Genomic DNA, 18311 nt, shown 5'->3' with positions numbered 1-18311 from the left:
CACCAGAATTTTGGCACAATCGCGACCATGGCCAAAATCCTCTGCGTAGCAAATCAAAAAGGCGGCGTGGGCAAAACGACCACCGCCGTCAATTTATCGGTAGGGCTAGCTAAAGCCGGCCAGCGGACGCTGTTGGTCGACTTGGATCCGCAATGCAACGCCACTAGCGGAGTCGGACTAGCGCCAACTACTAGCCATCCGCTGCTGCTGGAAAAACCTCTCGCCGAAAGCCTGCTCGATACTGCCTGGCCAGAACTGAAATTGCTGCCCGGTAGCCGGAGCTTCACAGACGTCGATCGTCTGGAAAATTCGCGCAGCGACAGCTCGATGCTGCGCTACCATCTCGATGCCGGAATGCACGCATTTGATTATGTGCTGATCGACTGCCCGCCATCGTTGGGTCAACTGACGCAGACGGCGCTTAGTGCTAGCACTGAAGTGCTGATGCCGATCCAATGTGAATTCTACGCGATGGAAGGCCTGACGCAGATGATTCACGTAATTCGTGATGTAATGCAGCGCGGTGGTGGCAGATTGGCCTTTGGCGGAATCGTGTTGACGATGTATGATCCCAGTCTGGAGTTGACCAGCGAAGTGGATGCTGAAGTCCGCGAGTTCTTCGGCGATATCGTCTTCGACACGGTAATCCCGCGTGATGTTGCGGTATCCGAGGCACCCAGCCATGGTCAGAGCGTAATGGATTACGCACCGCGGTCACGTGGGGCCAGAGCCTATTTAGAACTGTGCATGGAGGTACTTGAACGTGACTAAAGATCGCCGACTTGGTCGGGGCTTGGCGGCTCTATTGGGGACCCCCCTTGAGGGCGACCTAGCTCCGGGTGGACTAGGCCATGCAGAGCTGAACGCGACTGGTCATCTGCCGAATTCTGCTGCCGCCCCCTCATCGCCGAGCGTACTTTCGGCCACTGCCGGTACGCCATCGTCATCTCCCGCCCATGGCAGCCAGGTTGTCAACCGTCAATCGGTCACCGGCGCAGTTCCACTGGCGACTACGGGCCGTCCAAGCGGCACGGCCACGCTGGAATTGAGCGTTTACGAGATCGACAACAATCCATTTCAGCCTCGACGCAAGTTCAACGAGGAAGAGATCGCTGCCCTGGCGGCCAGCATTCGCGAACATCAGCAGCTGCAACCGATCTTGGTGCGTCGCGTCGATGGCCGTTATCAACTGATCAGCGGCGAACGGCGACTGCGAGCTGCAATTCATGCCGGACTGAAAACCATCCGGGCCGAAGTGCGACAAGCCGATGATCGGCTGGTTGCCGAATTAGCCATTGTCGAAAACCTGCAGCGCAAAGACCTGGATGCCATCGAAAAAGCACTCTCCTTCCGCCGCTACATCGATGAACACAAGTGTACGCAAGAGGACTTGGCCAAGCGTCTCAAGATCGATCGCAGTACGATTGCCAATCTGATGCGATTGTTAGAATTGCCTGCCGAAATCCAGCAGTGGGTCCAGAGCGAACAAGTAACCGCCGGCCATGCCCGCGCTTTGTTGCCACTAGGCGATGAAACTCAACAATTGGTATTCGCGCAACAAATCCGCGAGGAAGGCTGGAGCGTTCGCGAGACCGAGCGCCGCGTGAGCGAACAACTAAAATCCGAAGATGATGCGCAATTGGCAAATGTTCAGTACGAAAAGCCCAACCGCAAGCGAACCTCGCCGCAATTGGCGGCTTTAGAGCAGCAGATTCGCCTGACGCTGGGAACCAAAGTCGAAATCCGCCAAACCACCACCGGGCGTGGCAAGATTTCAATCACCTTCAGCAGCCATGAAGAATTCGAGCGGCTTTGCGCTCAACTCTGCCCCAACAGCGACCGCCAACGCGCGGCGTAAGGTGACAACAGGCAAACTGCCCGCTGAACAGCCATTTGCCATTCGAGCTACGATGCAGCCGTCAGTTCTTGACTACAGTCCTCAAAAAGCGGCTACTAGCCGTAGCCCAGGTATAATTGCGGTTTGGAATTCGTCTGTGCTTGGACGGACTACCTGACAATCTCCGGTTAGTCGAATATTGTTAGTCAGCGCCGCATTGTAGAACCATTCAAGGCCGAACTCGTCCTGCTGCGCTAAAACAGGTGCCGTCAGTGCGCGGAACTGACTGCTAAGCCCCAGTTGGAAGACTCCGACGCCAAACGTGTCGGCTGGTCGGTTGGCACGCATGACTTGTCCGCCAAATCCTGCAATCGCAGTGTACTTGATTGGGTTAGGATTGCCGTCGGAAAGCCCCAGCCCGCCGAAAACTCCCCATCGCCGCTGTGCATTACATGGGTCCACCCATAGGGCTTGAAAGAAGTTTGTATACAGCGACCAGGAACCTGACTCTTGCGGGAACACAATCGGCGGTAATTGAATGTTCAGATAAGCGGCTGGATCGACCGAGGTGTAATTTGCGCTGCTGTAGGTGCCTCCGAGGTTATAGATTCCAGGCAGCCCCAACGGCTGGATACGGAAAATAAAATCAGGCACCAGCACGACGCCGCGTTCATACAAGTTTTCGAGGCCTTTGGTGGCTCGCTCTTCCGGGTCAAATACGCAGAAAGAGAATACGGGCTCCAGATCCTGCAAAATCGCAAAGCCAGTTCCGGCAGCCGCGTAGGGAACGGTGCGCGCCGCAATAGGATTGAATATTAGCGAAGTGTTCATGAAGCCGCTCAGGCCAGGCCGTCCCAACCCCATATCGCGGTTATAGCGAATCGGGAACTCGTCCAGCGTATTGATCTTCCCAGCAAAGACGGCGAAGTTTTCCGACAGTGCCTGGGTGACCTTCAAGCCCGTCAAGGCAATGACATTGCCTTCGTTTTCAGGAAAGGCCATAGCAATGTTGCTTGGGGTCAGCAATCCGTCGATGTTATTGACGGATTGGCCAAGCCGAGCTTCCAAGTGCGCATCGACGAACAGCCCCTGCCACAACCCCACCTTTTGTCCATCAACGTTGGTGAATAGGTCTAGCTTGCCACCGTAGGGCCAGCTCTGCTCGCGGCCCCCGGCTGCTAGACCTTGATAGAATTGGCTAGCGTAGAAATCAAACTTTAGGCCACGGCGAGCTAGTCGAGATTTGAATTCGGACAAAACTCCGTCGCGATGTAATCCATCGCCAAATTGCTCGAATTCATCACACAAGGCGCCACTGCTGCAGGCCGGTTTGAGATCGCAGCTTGTTGAGTTGTTAGCTGTAGAGACGTTGCCTGTTGGATCGCAGCCGCACAGTCGGATATCGCCAAAGTAGCCACCCACCGGTCGATTCGTATCTAACGTCTGAGCAGAGCAGTTTGCGCTGGATAAGAGTAGCAGCGCTGCGGCTGCCCTCAAGACAGGGGCATACCGCCGATGCCCAGCCCACATTTTAATGTACTTCAACAGCACGTTCGCCATTCCCTTGACGAGCCTTCGCAGACTTTCTGTGCAAAAAGCTAATTTTAACTGCATTGCAGTTAAGATCGTGTCAAACTGCCGGTCTAGTGAATAAACCTACCCGACGTGAGTCAATTTACCTAACCGACAGAGTCGCGGACATTGAGTCACAGGCTAAGGATTTGGAGATGCAGCCCTCGACTGGAGATCGCTTCTAATTGACCTGCATGTAAAATATGGTGGAAAGCTGCCATTGGCCAAGAATCAGCCAAAGTCGCGGCGTTGATCATTTTTTAGGTAAGCCGACTGTATTCTCAATACGAGATGGAGATTGATGTGCCAAATTCTAATTGGACTCAGGTGGTGCGAAGTGTTTTGTGCTTCGGAATGTTTGGAATTCCAGTTGTCGATTGTCCAATGCTGCGCGCGCAGGAGACCTTGCCATTTCCTCCCACTCCCACAGCATCAACGGCAGGTCTGACTATCCAGGACTCGGTCCATAAGAAGCGGGGCACAATTGATCGCTTACCGAGCGGCGCTCCTAACGTACTGATTATTTTGATTGACGATGTAGGGCCTGGGGTCGCGTCAACTTATGGCGGTGAGGTGAATACTCCTACGCTCGATCGAGTAGCCAAAGGTGGTGTCTCTTATAATCGGTTCCATTCCACAGCCATGTGCTCACCTACACGTGCAGCTTTGCTCACAGGTCGAAATCACACCCGCGTCTGCAATGGACAGATCTGTGAGTTGGCAAATGACTGGGATGGCTTTAGTGGCACGATACCGAAGTCAGCAGCCACTGTAGCGGAGGTACTAAGAAACTACGGCTACAACACGGCAGCCTGGGGAAAGTGGCACAACACGCCTGCAGAGCAGACTACTTCCAAAGGCCCGTTTGATTATTGGCCAACCAACTATGGCTTCGAGTATTTTTACGGATTTCTGGCAGGCGAAGCTTCACAGTACGAACCACACCTGGTGCGCAATACGACGATTGTAGAACCTCCGCATCGATCTGGAGGTAATGAACACTATCATCTCACAGAGGACTTGGCTGATGATGCAATTCACTGGCTGAGGGAACAGCAGGCATTTGCCCCGGACAAGCCGTTCTTGATGTATTGGGCCACTGGCGCCTCACATGGTCCCCACCATGTTACCAAGGAATGGGCTGACAAATACAAAGGCAAATTCGACGACGGCTGGGACAAGTACCGCGAAAGAGTTTTTGCCAGAGCCAAGAAGTTGGGCTGGATTCCTGGGAATACGAAACTCACCGCCCGCCCTGAGACCTTGGCATCTTGGGAGTCCATTCCTGACTCCGAGAAGCCATTTCAGCGCAGGTTGATGGAAATCTGGGCCGGGTTTACGGAGCACGCAGACTTCCATGCAGGTCGGGTGATTGATGAAATTGAGCGTCAGGGAAAATTGAAAGATACGATGGTCATCTACATCATGGGGGACAACGGTTCTTCATCCGAAGGCCAAAATGGAACAATCAGCGAAATGCTGGCCCAAAATGCAATACCAACTACGACTCCGCAACATATCCGGGCACTTGAGCAGCTGGGTGGCCTGGACGTCTTGGGAACTGCTAAGACGGACAACATGTTCCACGCAGGTTGGGCCTGGGCTGGAAGCACCCCCTATCGCTCGACAAAATTGATCGGTGCTCATTTCGGTGGAACTCGTCAGAATTTAGCGATTTCCTGGCCGGCGCAAATTAAGCCGGATTCAGTGCCACGATCCCAGTTCCATCACGTCATTGATCTAGTGCCCACGATTTACGAAGCCGCGAAGATCACACCTCCAAACTCGGTCAATGGCTTTCCGCAGGATCCAATTGACGGAGTGAGCATGGTCTATTCGTTTGCCGATGCGCAAGCCGCAGGACAGCGCAAGACGCAATTCTTTGACATCATGGCCAGTCGCGGTATCTATCACGATGGTTGGTTCGCATGCGCATTTGGCCCGCGAATTCCTTGGCTACCGGGACTGCCAGCCGGCTTTGAGACTTGGAGCCCCACAAACGACCAGTGGGAGCTGTACAACCTGGATAAGGACTGGAGCCAAGCCGATGATCTGGCGACACAGTTGCCAGACAAATTGGCCGAAATGAAAGGTTTATTCCTGGTTGAGTCTGCCAAAAACAAGAATCTGCCGATCGGTGGTGGGCTGTGGACTGCGGTATACCATCCTGAAGATAAACCTGGACCGACGGCAACTGAGTGGACATTGACCGGGCACATTACCAGAATGCCTGAGTTTGCCGCACCCGCCCTCGGAAATCGCTCCAATACTGTATCCATGGACGTAGATGTTCCGGCTGATGCAAATGGAGTTCTTTATGCACTGGGAGCCTTCGCTGGCGGCTTGAGTTGCTACATTCAAGACGGTGCATTGTGTTATGAATACAATCTGTTCCAAATCAATCGCACTCGTATTCGTGCACAACAGAAGCTTCCCATAGGCCGCGTTAAGATTGAAGTGGTTTCAACACTCAAGGAATCAAAACGTGCTGCCCCCATGGAGGTGGTACTGAAGGTCAATGGCACGGCGGTTGCCAGCGGCCAAGTGCCCGTCACAGCTGCGCTGGCGTTTACTGCCAACGACTGTCTGGATATCGGCAGTGACCTGGGTTCTCCGGTAGCTCTGGACTACTATGACTTAGCACCATTTAAGTTCAATGGTTTGGTTGAGGCTACTCAAATCAGCTATCTCAAGTAGCTGACCTGGCAACCATCTTTCGAATGTGAATCCCTACCCTCGATAGTTTTGAACTATACTGACAAGTGGTTCGTGAGCAACCTTAAGGCTGTGATGCGTTTGGTGAGCAGCGCTTTCAACTATCTTTTGCGATACTGAGTTCAGATGCGAAAATCATTGTTTCAGTTCATTGTCGTACTACTGTGCAGCCTGATGGGGTCGAGTGCATTTGCCGACGAAGCCGCAGTTCGCAAGGCGATCGCGGATTATATTGCCGCCTTCAATGGTGGAGATGTCAATTCGCTAGTAGACGCTTGGAGCGATGACGCCGTCTGGGTCAATTCTTTCGGGATGCGTTTTGAAGGCAAAGAAAACATTGCGGCAGAATTAAGAGCTGGTCTGGCGGGCAAGGCAACGCTGGATGTTCGCGATGTCAGCATCCGAGTCGTCGCTCCTCAAGTCGTCATCGAGGAGGGCACAGCGATTTTCAGTATGGAGGGTACGACTCTCAGCCAGGCTTCCTATGAAGCCGTCCATGTCCTAGGCGAGAAGGGCTGGAAAATCGCGACGTTACGCGAGTTCGTAGTGCCTGAGAGTTCTGGCCATCCCAACTTGCAGCCTTTGGCCTGGATGGTTGGATCCTGGATAGATGATTCAGTGGACTCGCGCGTAGTGACGCACGTAGAATGGGCGAAGAATGATTCCTTCCTGATCAGCAATTTCACTCTGGCGTTGCCGGATATGGATTCCCTTCAAGGTGTACAAATCATTGGTTGGGACGCTGCCCAAAAGAAGGTTCGTTCGTGGGTTTTCGATTCCGATGGAGGCCACGGTGAGGGAACCTGGAAATCAGTTGGAAATGACTGGATCGTTCGATCGAAAATGACTTTGGCGGATGGTCGCTTGGCAGAGAGTACCAACGTCTATTCCCCAGTGGACCAGAACAGCTATAGGTGGAGGTCCTTTGGGCGTCGCGTGGGGGCGGAGTTCTTGCCTAACATCGAGAATGTCCTGGTCGTTCGTGCTGGCGTAGAATCCGGTCAGCAACCACGCGCTAGCGACAGTCCTCATCAAGCAGGCGCAGCTAGTCAAGCTGAACAGCCTGACATAGAGTCTAAGCCTGATACTGAACAGTAATCCAAGAACCTTAGATTGCTGAAGAGCCGGGTCCTGTCAGTAATCATAGCGCAATCAAACATTAGCCAGAGATAATAACTAGGAGTTCGCGATGCGTTTTTTCAGTGTGGCTGGGCTGGGATTGTTGATTGCAGTATGGGTATTGAGTTCCCAGCTTGCCGTCGCTCGAGGTGGTGGGATGCGCGGTGGTGGCGGTGGTTTTTCAGGTGGTGGAATGTCACGTTCTGCCGGTAATGCGGGCTTCAGCCGGCCTGCAGCCAGCCCCGCGATCAATCGCGCTACAGCCGGTTCGCTGAGTCAATCTGCAAATCGCAGCCCTTCACTTAGCCGGACCGTACCGCATAACACGACGCTGGCGGCAACGACTGCGTCACGCCCCGCAGTGGCTGCCAATCGGCCAGCTCTTGGAACCGGTGAGGCAAGAGCCTCGAATGTTGCCGCTCGACCACATTCGGCCGGGACAGCCTTCCAATCCGGACAGTCCTTTCAAAGGCCAACCTCCAATCAGCTCGATGACTTCTTGAACCCATCGGGAACAAACCGCGCAGCCACGACCTCTGCGCGGAGCACTGAATCAGGAAGTGGATTTCAGTCAAAGTCCTTTACCACAGAGGGTGGTCATACGATTACTGTGGTGGGTGGTCGTGGAAGCGGTACTACCGAGGGCGGGGTCACAGTGGGCGGTGCCGCAGGCGGTGTCAAAATTGAAACTGCAGGTGGAGACACCTACGTTCGAGGTAAGGGAGCCGCTGGTGCTTCACAAGGTGACAACAAGGCAATTGCAGCCGGTTCACGCTCCGGTATCAAAACAGCCGAGGGGGCATCCGCCGTTGGAGGTCGGGGAGTGCGCGCGGCAACGGATGGTGAAAACAGTGCCATCCGTACTGGAGGAGGCTTCGCAGCTCAAGATGCACAAGGCAATGCCATTGCAGCTGGACGCGGCGGATACGCCGATTCGTCCGGCTATCGTCAAGGTGGTGTCGCCGTCGCTCAGAGAGACTCGTCGGGATATGCTCGAGTCAATGTGGCGGGAGGCTATAGCCAAAATGGAACTGGGCAAACCTTTCGCGGTGCTGCCGTGAAAGGTCCCAACGGAAACGTGGTCGCAACGGGCCGGGGAGCAGCGTATGTAAATGGGCAATTCGTGGGTGGCACGGCTTGGTCAGCCATCAACGGCAACTACACTCGCTGGAACTATTTTGGCCCAGGCTACTACAACAATTACCCCGGTGCTTGGTGGCCGGGGAAATGGGCCATTGCGGCTACTGCCTGGACGGCCGCTACCTGGGCCGTCGCGGGAGTGTACAGCGGATGTTCCAGCGAACCCATGTATTATGACTATGGGCAAAATGTATCTTACGAAGATGGCACTGTATTCTACGACGACCAACCGGTAGCCTCCGCAGAACAATACTATGATCAAGCTAGCCAGATCGCAGACACTGGCGAGCAGACTCGGGACGATGATTGGTTACCACTGGGTGTGTTTGCGGTGGTTGCATCCGCCGAGCAGTCATCAGCTGAAAAAGTCGTACAGCTAGCCATCAATCGCGAAGCGGCCATTCGTGGCAATCTACAAGATATGCTGACCGATCAGGTTGTGCCCGTAGTAGGCGCCGTAGATCGTGAAACGCAGCGGGTAGCGCTTCGACTTGAAGGTAACGATGACCTATTGGTTGAAACAGGTCTCTACAATCTGACCAATGACGAAGTGCCGGTGTTGGTCCATTTTGGTCCCGATCGCAGGGAAGAGCGCTCTTTCATTCGATTAAAGCAGCCCGAGTCAGACTCAAGCACACAGGAAGGCAGCCCTCTCCAGCCGTAGTGGCGCTCAATGTACGTCAATTGTCTTGGCGGAACTGAATCCCTATTGCCTTCCTGTCCATCATTGAATCGGCAACCAAAAAACGCGCAGTCAGACCCAATGCCAAAACGAGGAACCTGAACAATAGCTCTAACGGTTGGCTCGACGAACCCCCACCAGCACGTATCCTGGATATTTCTGTAAGGCTTGAAAAGTCGCTTGCTGGCTGTCTTGGGCTGGCACCATCACCGATAGCGGTCGGCCAATTACGCCGGGACCAGGCATTAGGCCGACTTGCCAAATGCTGACCACTCCAGTCGCAGTGGCTAACAACTGCAGTTTCATGACTTCAATCTGTCTGTGCTCAGCTTCGCGGTTGGCTTGATAGGCCCGGGCTGCAGCTTGCACCAAGAAATCTTGCTCCGACTTCCGGGACGAGCGAGATGAATCGCGAGGCGCCAGATCGTGATCGGCTAGCCAAGCATCCCAGCCGGGTTGCAGCACTTTTTGATCCTGCTCTGAGAAAAGAAAGAAGGGCACTCCAATGAGATCGCCCGTAGCCAGCTGCAACATGACGCCCTCGAGTGTGTAGCTCTTGGGTTCAGCTCCCAGTCGTATCGCCCATGAACGCAGTGACTTTTCATCCGATAATTCAGTCTTCTCCAGCTCGGAGATGATCCGCAGTACGACCTTTTGATGAATAGGATCCAAGCTGGAAAAGTCAGAACCGTTCACCTGAACCTTGCCTTGTCGGCGCCGAACTTCCAAATCCTTGCGACCAAACGCCCGAACCCGTCCCTCCACCTTCATACCGTTCTTGCTGGTCCAAATCTGCATTTCATCGGCAGCTTTTCGTTCTGCCTCCTGCACTTCTTTGGATAGAGTATACTGTCGATCTGCTTCACACAGTTCACTCAGGTCTACGGCTACTAATTCTCCCGAGGAACGTTTCAACACAACCTGTTCGTCATTGAAGCTAATCATTTCGGCCGACATCTCATAGACGCCAGTCGAACTCTTCCACACGCGCTCGGCCGCACAAATATAGCTAGCTGGCAGCAGCATGTAGGCCACCGCTAGGATTACGCGAATCGTCATGAATCACCTTTGATGAAAACGTCTCTCGACTGGACGGACTGACGACGTCAGACACACAACCGCAAGTCCGGCGGGCGTTTGCCCTTCATTCACGTCCAGCGCCGCCCATTTAGAACTCGGCAACTTCCTATTTCGCCAGCACCTTCCCCGGCAATTGAGAGTTGTCGAATGAAATTCACAGCGCCCATTATAAGATAGTTGGTCGAGAGTTAGCGTTGACGCGGCTAGCGGATTTAGGGTACGTCAATCCAAAAAAGGACGCAAGCCCTACACTTCCCATAGGGAAAAGGGAAACTCCCAACTGCATAGTAACACCGCTTGCCAGCGGCATTGGTTCAAGCAGGGTGAGAAGGTGGAAATGAGAAGACTGTGGACTGGTTGCTTGCTGTTGTTGTGAGGTCGTTAGCCCTCGGAATCATTCAAGATGATGTGTCGCAGCAAAATCGCGGTCGGACTCTTCTACTGTCTTCTCTGCCCTGGACACTTTACCAGGGGCCAAGACGCGTCATCGCCTGAAAATTTCTTTACTCGCTTGCAATCCAGCTCACCGAGACTAAATGCCAGCAATGCCGCGACTGCCAATGTTAGTCCCGGTTAGTACCAGTACACCGTGCCAGGCTTGATCACACCCGGCCAACGCACGACTTGCGGAACACGGAAGCCGCCTTCCCAGGTCGTTCCTTTTTCTCCATGAAATGGGGTGATTCTCCCATCTGGCGAACTTCCCGATTCCGCTCCGTTGTCAGTGCTGTAGACCACGATGGTGTTGTCGTCGACTCCTAGTTCCTTGAGTTTAACCAGGAACAACCCGACATGATCGTCATGTTCCACCATTCCATTGTGATAAAGCCCGATGCCGGTGCGACCCTCAGCTTCCCTTTTTTTTAGGCGAGTCCAAATGTGCATTCGCGTGGTGCCCATCCATACGAAGAATGGCTTGTTGGCTGTGTGGGCACGCTCGATGAAATCCAGACCCACAGTTGCGAATTCTTCATCGGCCGTTTCCATCCGTTTTCGATTTAGCGGTCCAGTATCCTGGATGCGTCCATCGGCTTAGGACTTGATGACACCGCGTGGCCTAAATTACTATTTGAATTCGAAGTCCCAAAGCCGATAGCTCCAGTAACGGTCCATCCAAGAAAACCCAAACCGGCCAAACCCACAAACCGGGAACCAGTGTCGACTCAAGCCCAAAAACTACCTAAAACCACATCAATCACTGGCTGGTCTTAATTCATAAACTGGTGGCTGGTTTTAACCCGCAAACTGACGATATTGCAGCTTAGTCGCCACCGCGGGTCATGTTCTTGATCTGTTTTTCCAGCGTATCCAGGCTCCAATCGCCAGGCGTCTGGCTGGGCGGATAGTCTTTCATTGTTATCAAGAACTTGCTTGCCAGTGCCTGAAGCGGAACGAGCACGAAAGCGCGATCGATCATCCAGTCGTGATAGGTGTTCGAGTTTTCCTGGGCCTTCTCGAATGGGTCACGTCGCAGATTGAAAAGTAACGGCAGACGCAGATGAACAAATGGTTCACGCCATACATCGAGTTGGTGAGCCCGATTTTCAAGATAGACGGCCTTCCAATCGCCCACGCGAATCGCTACGACTTGGCCCCCATCGTTGACATAGATAAACCCATCGCGCGGGCATTGATCGGTTTTGCCCGCAAGATAGTCGCTCAGGTCGTAGCCATCAATGTGGTTTTTGTAACTGCGGCCATTGAGTGTAACTCCCGCATGAAGCTGCTCTTTGATGCCAGGAGCACCGGCAGCGGCTGCGAAGGTTGGCAGCCAGTCCTCATGAGAAACAACGCCGTTGACGGTTACGCCAGCCTGATATTTGCCGGGCCATTTTACGAAGCAAGGCACTCGGAAAGCACCTTCCCAGTTCGAGTTTTTCTCGCTGCGAAATGGAGTGGTGCCAGCATCCGGCCAAGTGTTGTAATGCGGGCCGTTGTCGGTGGAATACTGGACAATAGTATTATCAGTGATGCCTAGTTCATCGATTAGTTTCAACAGTTCGCCAACGTGCATGTCATGCTCGACCATGCCGTCGCCGTATTCATCTTGACCGGAAATTCCAATATGGTCCTCCTTCACGTGGGTACGGAAGTGCATGCGGGTGCCATTCCACCAGCAGAAGAACGGCTTTCCCGCTTCATGGTGCCGGATAATGAAATCCTTGGCAGCGGCCAACGTTTCCTCGTCGATCGTTTCCATACGTTTCTTGGTTAGCGGTCCAAGGTTCTCGATTGTCTGGCCGCCGCGACCGTCGGCTTTGCACTTTAGAACACCGCGAGGGCCAAAGGTTTCAAGAAACGTCTTGCCGTTAGCCAGCTGCATATCCCGGGGATAGTCGCGGTTCTCTGGTTCTTCTTCGGCGTTGAGATGGTAAAGACTGCCAATGAACTCGTCGAAGCCATGCATTGTGGGCAGGTGTTCGTCCCGGTCGCCCTGATGGTTCTTGCCGAACTGTCCTGTGGAATATCCTTGTGCCTTGAGAACAGTGGCGATGGTCACATCCGTTTTTTGCCAGCCTTGTGGAGCACCCGACATCCCGACCTTAGTCATCCCCGTGCGAACGGGTACGGTACCATTGAGAAAAGCCGCACGACCGGCAGTGCAGGACTGCTGTCCGTAGTAGTCAGTAAAGGAAACGCCCTCACGTGCGATGCGATCGATGTTCGGAGTCCGATAGCCCATTATGCCACGGTTGTTGTGGCTGATGTTCCAGGTTCCGATGTCGTCTCCCCAAATCACAAGAATATTGGGCTTCTTCTTTTCTTGCGCCGACGCAACGCTCGATAGCCCAACCAAAATAAACAGCGCGATCGCTGAAACGACCTTTTTCCTGGTGTCGACAGGAATGGTGAAACGTAATCCCGATGTCATCGTAGCCCGCTTTCCAATTGTGAAATTCAATTGCAAAGCGCCGACTGATAGCACCTTGCGCCATCAGTATATCCCATGACTAATCCGCTGCCAGAGTTAGTTCAGAGGGCATCACGCCGATTTGATTGTTAAAACTGCAAGCCGGCCTGCGCTGACCATTGGATCAAATACAGTGTAGTCTCGGCATTCTGAATATGGCTGCTCAGCGTCAAGCTCAACCCCAAAAGCTGGAATGCGAACTGCTATCAGGTGCAGCTTTTTTGAGCTTAATCGCTCTGGAGAAGGAAACCGGTGAGAAGGAAGCTGGCAAGCCTGCCAGCATCGCCTGATGCTGTGTGCTTAACTACCGTGAACTACATTCACCTCCGTACTGGTTTGACAATTGTTTAGCGGCACCTCCCCCCAAATCGCCAGGTGGTACCAAAGCCTAACCAGTAATTGCCATCTAAGTTGACGCTTGTATCACCGAACTGGTCTTGTGCGTCAAATCCGTAGCCGGCGAACAAGTCCAAATCAATGCCCGGTCGTATATCCTTGACGCCAAGTCCGCATGTGATCCGGTGCTCGGTAATCGCCGCGAACTGAGCTTGAACGTAGCGTACGGCTGGAACGCCGTCAGGAAGATCGACGCCACCAATCGACTCAAGCTGCGCGGACTTCATCGGGTTTTGAGCGTAAACATATCCCATGCGAAGGCGAGTCTTGGACGTCAGCAGGAACTGACTTCCAAATTGAAAGCACCATTGGTCTCGATAGATGGCTCGTAGAGCATCTGCATTGCTGTAGTTCTTGAAGACGATATCCGACGCCAGTAGCAACCGTCCATCCATCAGTGCGTTGTTGGCGATGCCGAAAACAACGTTCGAAGGATGATCGAAAGCAACATCGCGAGCGCTACCCACAATCGGCAGCAGGAAGGCATCCTCAAACTTCAAATTCTTCTTAGACTGCCAATGTGCCCCAATGGAAGTCTTTCGATTGAGCCAATAGTTTGCACCGACGGTACCTCGAAAGCCATACGCTGTGGTCATACCGGCGAAATCGGTGAATGGACCATCCAAATAGGAAGTACCGATCGCCCCAGACCCACCAATGGTCAATCGATCGGTCAGGGAATACGCCACTCCTGGCACAATGTCCAAGGACAGGTACTGTGCGGCCGTACCGTTTGATTCGGGGACAGCGCGAAAGTTGACTCCCGCACCCGCGTTAGTGATCAACCCTAGTCCCATGGTGGCAGGCAGCCCTATGCCATCTAAGTCTCGCGTCAGGCCAATATTCCCCAACAACCCGCCGGGGGTCGAAGATGTTGCGCTGTAGGGACTTACCCCCAGCAGTGGAAGAGACGAATTCTGTGTGACCGAGTAACTAACGTCGGCCCAGGCACCCCCGAACGAGAACTGAGTACCCTCGAAGAGCCGCAGTGTTGCGGGATTTCCCGCAATGGCTGACTGCAAATCCTGCGGACGGCTGACGCTGGCGCCTCCCATGCCACCAGACGCCGGCATCGCGTTATTGTGCAGTTCAAGGCCAAAGGTTTGTGCGTAAGAACGCTGGCCATCGCAGACCCATACCGACAGAGCACAGGCCAGTGTCAACCAACGAATGATAAACAACATAGAGGCCCCAAAAATAAGACAAATGTACCTCAAGCGTATAGTCTGCTTGAGTCCGAGCCCACAAACAACAGACAGTCGCTGACTGTCACCCACAATTGCCCGTACATCGCCGCAGGCGCAGTGACAACGATCGACCCCTAGCGCAGCATATGGTTAAGCCTCAGATTCGATTCTTCACGTAAAATGCTGGAACAGTACTCCGGTGCTCGTTACCAATCGCAACAGTTTCAAACTCTGCTAAGAATAGAATGCATTGGCTGTCGGACTATCAAAGGTAGCGGCCGATTCAGCATCAGGAGGTTCAGGCTTTTCCTTCGTTGATAAGGTCGCTAACAAAGCTGGTATTCGTTTGGCGGTATTGGCAACTCGCGACATCAGTACAGCCCAGCAGATGCAATGGTCGGATTGACGACCGTCGACAGTTTTGACCTGTTGGTGATGGGAACTGACAGGGCTTGTGGAAGTTCAATGTTCAATAGTCCATCTAACTCCGTTACCGTGGCGCAACCGGTTCAACTGCCGACCCTATTTATCGCCGCTGGGGCTCATAGCTGCGTCGATCTCGAAACGGGGCAGGGTTCACTTAGCAAAATCCTGTTAACAGTTGATCACCAGCCCAAGGGCCAAGGGGCTGTCAATCGAGTCGTCACCATGCTAGGAAACTTAGGAGGCAGCGACTTCCAGGTGACTTTGCTAGATGTGGTTCAAGACGATGATTTTCCTTAGCTAGAGTTGCCTACCGACGATAGGATCACTTGGTCCCGGGCCGTTCGGCAGGGCTCGGCTGCTTCGGAGATTACGAAGCAGGCCCAGGAAAGTTGCTGCTATTCCCACTCTGAATGGGCGTTGGCCAGCATCCTGATACGATCCAAAACAAAGGCCAATTGCACATACATCGGCTGCTCCGACCAGAGAGTGCCATCGTTGGTGAACACGGCTATGCGCTGTGAAGGCGGCACGAAATCAGCTGCGGTCGGATCCGTCAGCCGTTCTACAAAAGCAATAATGGCTTGCTTCGATTTACCGGCATTCCAAGATGTCAATGCTTCCCCTGCCGCGCATGGGCGCACAACGATGGTGCACTTAGTCGAAGTACCATCAGCAAGATGATATGCCGTTGCATGGTTGTATTCATACTACTTTCGAGCCGCACCTTCAAACTGCCTGTACCAAGCGAGTGATGCTAACTACCCGTAGACCTCCCCGCAACGTTTGGGAGTGCCGTAGATTATCGGCACTCTCTCAAGCTGCTCCAACAACGCGCCTCAGATACTTCGAGTGCTACGAATGTTCGCTAACCACTAACGCTGCAGGTTGCGGTTTAATAATGGTACGCGCTCTGATAAACTACCTGGCTTTGACTCTGTGGGCAATTTCAGCCGCCAGGACGCGGCGTGCCGGCGGGGGTCTTTCGCATTAGGAGCATATGATGCGCGATGGTACTTCCCTAACGGCCTCTACCAACTCGCCTGCCGCCGGATTGCCGGAACTGTTTGGGCATCCCACCGGCCTGTTTACTCTGTTCTTCGCCGAGATGTGGGAACGATTCTCATTCTACGGTATGCGGGCTCTGTTGGTACTGTACCTCATTAAAGGCTTTTTGGGGTTTAGTGATAAGGATGCCAACGCAGTCTATGGAGCCTATACAGCACTGGTGTACATGACTCCGTTTTTTGGAGGCTTGATCGCCGACCGACTGCTAGGCAAGCGAACTGTTGTGATTCTGGGTGCGGCCTTGATGTCCTTGGGTCACCTGTTGATGACGATTCAGAAGGAGCTGTGGTTCTTCACTGCTTTGGGATTCTTGATCGTGGGCAATGGATTCTTCAAACCGAACATTTCATCCATCGTTGGCACGTTGTATGTCCCAGGCAGTCCCAAGCGCGATGGCGGTTTTACAATCTTTTATATCGGCGTAAATCTAGGTGCGGCGCTCGCGCCACTGATCTGCGGGTACGTGGGCGAGACCTATGGCTGGCACTATGGCTTTGGGTTGGCAACCATCGGAATGTTGTTGGGCATGGCGGTATTCGTAGCTCCCACGCGGCTGACGCAGGCTTTGATCCTTCTCACTTCGCTGGTCAGCGCGGCAGCTACACTGTACTTCAACGCTGGCGATCTATTTTCAGTGGCTTCCAATATCTTCGTCTGCCTGTCGCTGATTGCCAGCGCTTGCATCTCGGTGGCCGCGCTGGGGCGTGGCGGACTGCCCAAGTGGGCTGGCCAGCCGCCCTGCGAACCGGCACAGTGGCGGCTAAACCTGATCAAAGTTCTGCTGGGGACGCTGGTCTCGATACCCGTGTTTGTCCTGCTTGTGTCAGGCTTTTCCGTGCTGCCTGGATTCGACAAACAATTAATTCTGTTGCCAGAAAGTATCACAGAGCAACTGCGCAACAGCCCCAAACCACTATTGCGCGGACTGGCAGAGTTTGTAGCCGAAGTCAGCCGGCCTGCGGGCTTGGTATTGATCGTCTCCGGTCTGGTAGCCACCGTTATTCTGACCCGCGCTACCTTGAAAGAAAACCTCGTTGGTCGCCAGCGACTGTATGTGGCCTTCATTCTGACTTTTTTTTCGATGTGGTTTTGGGCGTTCTTCGAGCAATCGGGCAGCTCGGTTAACAATTTTACGGATCGCAACATCGATCGCGTTCGCGAACAACGGATGGTATCCGAGGCCGATGTAGGCCAGAGCGTGCGGTTAAGCCTAATGGCTAATCCGAAAGACAAAAGTCTGGCATACCTCAGCCAAGAGTTCCTTGGTCATGAAAACGCGGCAGATCTATCGGCCCAGTTGCAGCAATCCATCCGCATCGTCGAATCGGCCAAAGAGCCCAACAAACGTATGAGCGAGCAAAAATTGCAAGAAACCATCGACATCATCTGCCAACAGCCGCGATTGACGATGACCGCTCTGACCTATCTACGCGAAGCCGCTCGATCACACTCTGGTCCGGATGATGCTACCGTACCTTGGACATTCACTGCAGAAAACGTGGACCGCATTGGCTGGGGAGGTACCGAGATTCCGGCCTCGATATTTCAGTCCGTGAACGCCATTTACATCATGCTCTTCGGGCTGGCATTCACCGCAGCTTGGGGATACCTGGCCGCTCGCGGATGGGAACCCAGTACACCCGTCAAATTTTCGCTGGGCCTGCTGCAAGTTGGACTTGGCTTTGCCATGTTGTACATCGGAGCGCAAACCGCCGACCAGGACGGAATGGTGGGCATGACCTGGTTGCTGTTGATGTACCTACTGCTGACAACGGGCGAGCTGTGTTTATCTCCGGTGGGATTGTCGATGGTCACCAAGCTATCGCCCCAAAATCTGGTTAGCACCGTTATGGGTACCTGGTTTCTGGCAACTGCGTTCTCGCAGTTTCTGGCTGCGATCATTGCTCAATATGCCAGCGTCAATGAAGGTTCTAGCAATCTAATTCCAGTTCCGGCTGAGACTGTACACGTTTACGGCGACGTTTACGGATTAATCGCCATTATGGGCTGCTCTGCAGGCTTCGTGTGCCTGGCAATGTCACCGCTGTTGAAGCGCTGGATGCACGAAGAGCCAGACATGGCCGCTAGCCCGTAGCAACGCTCGCCTAAGCGAGGGGGATCGAACCGTAGCGTTGTGCACAATCTCCGTCATCTGGCGACGGTGACTATGCGGCGTTGCCA

General features: G+C 53.6%; 12 protein-coding genes and 1 pseudogene. 7 read left to right on the top strand and 6 right to left on the bottom strand.

The features are described 5' to 3' along the window. The first annotated feature begins 27 nt into the window (after positions 1-27). Both KF752_07695 and KF752_07690 read left to right on the top strand, forming a co-directional pair. Positions 28-771, top strand: coding sequence for a ParA family protein (locus tag KF752_07695; protein MBX3421424.1), 744 nt, complete (start codon positions 28-30; stop codon positions 769-771). Further along, entirely contained in the window at positions 764-1858 is a 1095-nt protein-coding gene (locus KF752_07690; protein ID MBX3421423.1) for a ParB/RepB/Spo0J family partition protein, read from the top strand. The genes KF752_07695 and KF752_07690 overlap by 8 nt, the downstream gene beginning before the upstream one ends. An 81-nt stretch (positions 1859-1939) precedes the next feature. Here KF752_07690 and KF752_07685 read toward each other — a convergent pair whose 3' ends face one another. Then, on the bottom strand, positions 1940-3388 hold the full coding sequence (locus tag KF752_07685) for a carbohydrate porin (GenBank protein ID MBX3421422.1): 1449 nt from the start codon (positions 3386-3388) through the stop codon (positions 1940-1942). Positions 3389-3763: 375 nt separating this feature from the next. Between KF752_07685 and KF752_07680 the strand changes: the two genes are divergently transcribed. The 3 genes from KF752_07680 to KF752_07670 all read left to right on the top strand — a co-directional run bounded on the left by KF752_07680 (position 3764) and on the right by KF752_07670 (position 9047). Then, positions 3764-6106, top strand: a complete 2343-nt coding sequence (locus KF752_07680; protein MBX3421421.1) for an arylsulfatase — start codon at positions 3764-3766, stop codon at positions 6104-6106. 144 nt (positions 6107-6250) lie between these two features. Beyond that, positions 6251-7222 (top strand): SgcJ/EcaC family oxidoreductase, encoded by a 972-nt coding sequence (locus KF752_07675; protein ID MBX3421420.1) that lies wholly within the window; start codon positions 6251-6253, stop codon positions 7220-7222. A gap of 91 nt (positions 7223-7313) precedes the next feature. Then, positions 7314-9047 carry a hypothetical protein gene (locus KF752_07670; protein MBX3421419.1) on the top strand — a complete coding sequence of 578 codons (1734 nt, stop codon included), beginning with the start codon at positions 7314-7316 and terminating at the stop codon, positions 9045-9047. 129 nt (positions 9048-9176) lie between these two features. Here the strand turns inward: KF752_07670 and KF752_07665 are convergent, their stop codons facing one another. The 4 genes and pseudogenes from KF752_07665 to KF752_07650 all read right to left on the bottom strand — a co-directional run bounded on the left by KF752_07665 (position 9177) and on the right by KF752_07650 (position 14636). Then, the gene (locus KF752_07665; protein MBX3421418.1) at positions 9177-10091 is read right to left on the bottom strand and encodes a hypothetical protein; all 915 of its coding nucleotides are present in this window, start codon (positions 10089-10091) and stop codon (positions 9177-9179) included. A 627-nt stretch (positions 10092-10718) separates the two neighbouring features. Then, a pseudogene (locus KF752_07660) lies at positions 10719-11258 on the bottom strand (sulfatase-like hydrolase/transferase). A gap of 148 nt (positions 11259-11406) precedes the next feature. Next, positions 11407-13017 carry an arylsulfatase gene (locus KF752_07655; protein ID MBX3421417.1) on the bottom strand — a complete coding sequence of 537 codons (1611 nt, stop codon included), beginning with the start codon at positions 13015-13017 and terminating at the stop codon, positions 11407-11409. 386 nt (positions 13018-13403) lie between these two features. Next, positions 13404-14636 (bottom strand): outer membrane protein transport protein, encoded by a 1233-nt coding sequence (locus KF752_07650; protein MBX3421416.1) that lies wholly within the window; start codon positions 14634-14636, stop codon positions 13404-13406. Positions 14637-15104: 468 nt separating this feature from the next. On the opposite strand from KF752_07650, the gene KF752_07645 reads away from it, so the two are divergent. Further along, positions 15105-15362, top strand: a complete 258-nt coding sequence (locus KF752_07645; GenBank protein ID MBX3421415.1) for a hypothetical protein — start codon at positions 15105-15107, stop codon at positions 15360-15362. A 98-nt stretch (positions 15363-15460) separates the two neighbouring features. On the opposite strand, the gene KF752_07640 is transcribed toward KF752_07645, so the two are convergent. Continuing rightward, a complete protein-coding gene (locus KF752_07640) occupies positions 15461-15679 on the bottom strand; it encodes a hypothetical protein (protein MBX3421414.1) in 219 nt (72 codons plus the stop codon). A 383-nt stretch (positions 15680-16062) separates the two neighbouring features. On the opposite strand from KF752_07640, the gene KF752_07635 reads away from it, so the two are divergent. After that, positions 16063-18225: an oligopeptide:H+ symporter gene (locus tag KF752_07635; protein ID MBX3421413.1), complete on the top strand. Its 2163-nt coding sequence runs from the start codon at positions 16063-16065 to the stop codon at positions 18223-18225. Positions 18226-18311: the final 86 nt, after the last annotated feature.

Source organism: Pirellulaceae bacterium (assembly GCA_019636385.1).
Taxonomy (GTDB): domain Bacteria; phylum Planctomycetota; class Planctomycetia; order Pirellulales; family Pirellulaceae; genus Aureliella.
This window is presented reverse-complemented; position numbering and strand designations above follow the sequence as displayed.

Excerpts from the sequence above, each read along its gene's own strand:
- KF752_07665 (MBX3421418.1), bottom strand. The coding sequence starts at position 10,091 with ATGCTGCTGCCAGCTAGCTATATTTGTGCGGCCGAGCGCGTGTGGAAG.
- KF752_07655 (MBX3421417.1), bottom strand. The coding sequence starts at position 13,017 with ATGACATCGGGATTACGTTTCACCATTCCTGTCGACACCAGGAAAAAG.
- KF752_07650 (MBX3421416.1), bottom strand. The coding sequence starts at position 14,636 with ATGTTGTTTATCATTCGTTGGTTGACACTGGCCTGTGCTCTGTCGGTA.
- KF752_07670 (MBX3421419.1), top strand. The coding sequence starts at position 7,314 with ATGCGTTTTTTCAGTGTGGCTGGGCTGGGATTGTTGATTGCAGTATGG.
- KF752_07635 (MBX3421413.1), top strand. The coding sequence starts at position 16,063 with ATGATGCGCGATGGTACTTCCCTAACGGCCTCTACCAACTCGCCTGCC.
- KF752_07675 (MBX3421420.1), top strand. The coding sequence starts at position 6,251 with ATGCGAAAATCATTGTTTCAGTTCATTGTCGTACTACTGTGCAGCCTG.
- KF752_07645 (MBX3421415.1), top strand. The coding sequence starts at position 15,105 with ATGTTCAATAGTCCATCTAACTCCGTTACCGTGGCGCAACCGGTTCAA.
- KF752_07680 (MBX3421421.1), top strand. The coding sequence starts at position 3,764 with ATGTTTGGAATTCCAGTTGTCGATTGTCCAATGCTGCGCGCGCAGGAG.
- KF752_07695 (MBX3421424.1), top strand. The coding sequence starts at position 28 with ATGGCCAAAATCCTCTGCGTAGCAAATCAAAAAGGCGGCGTGGGCAAA.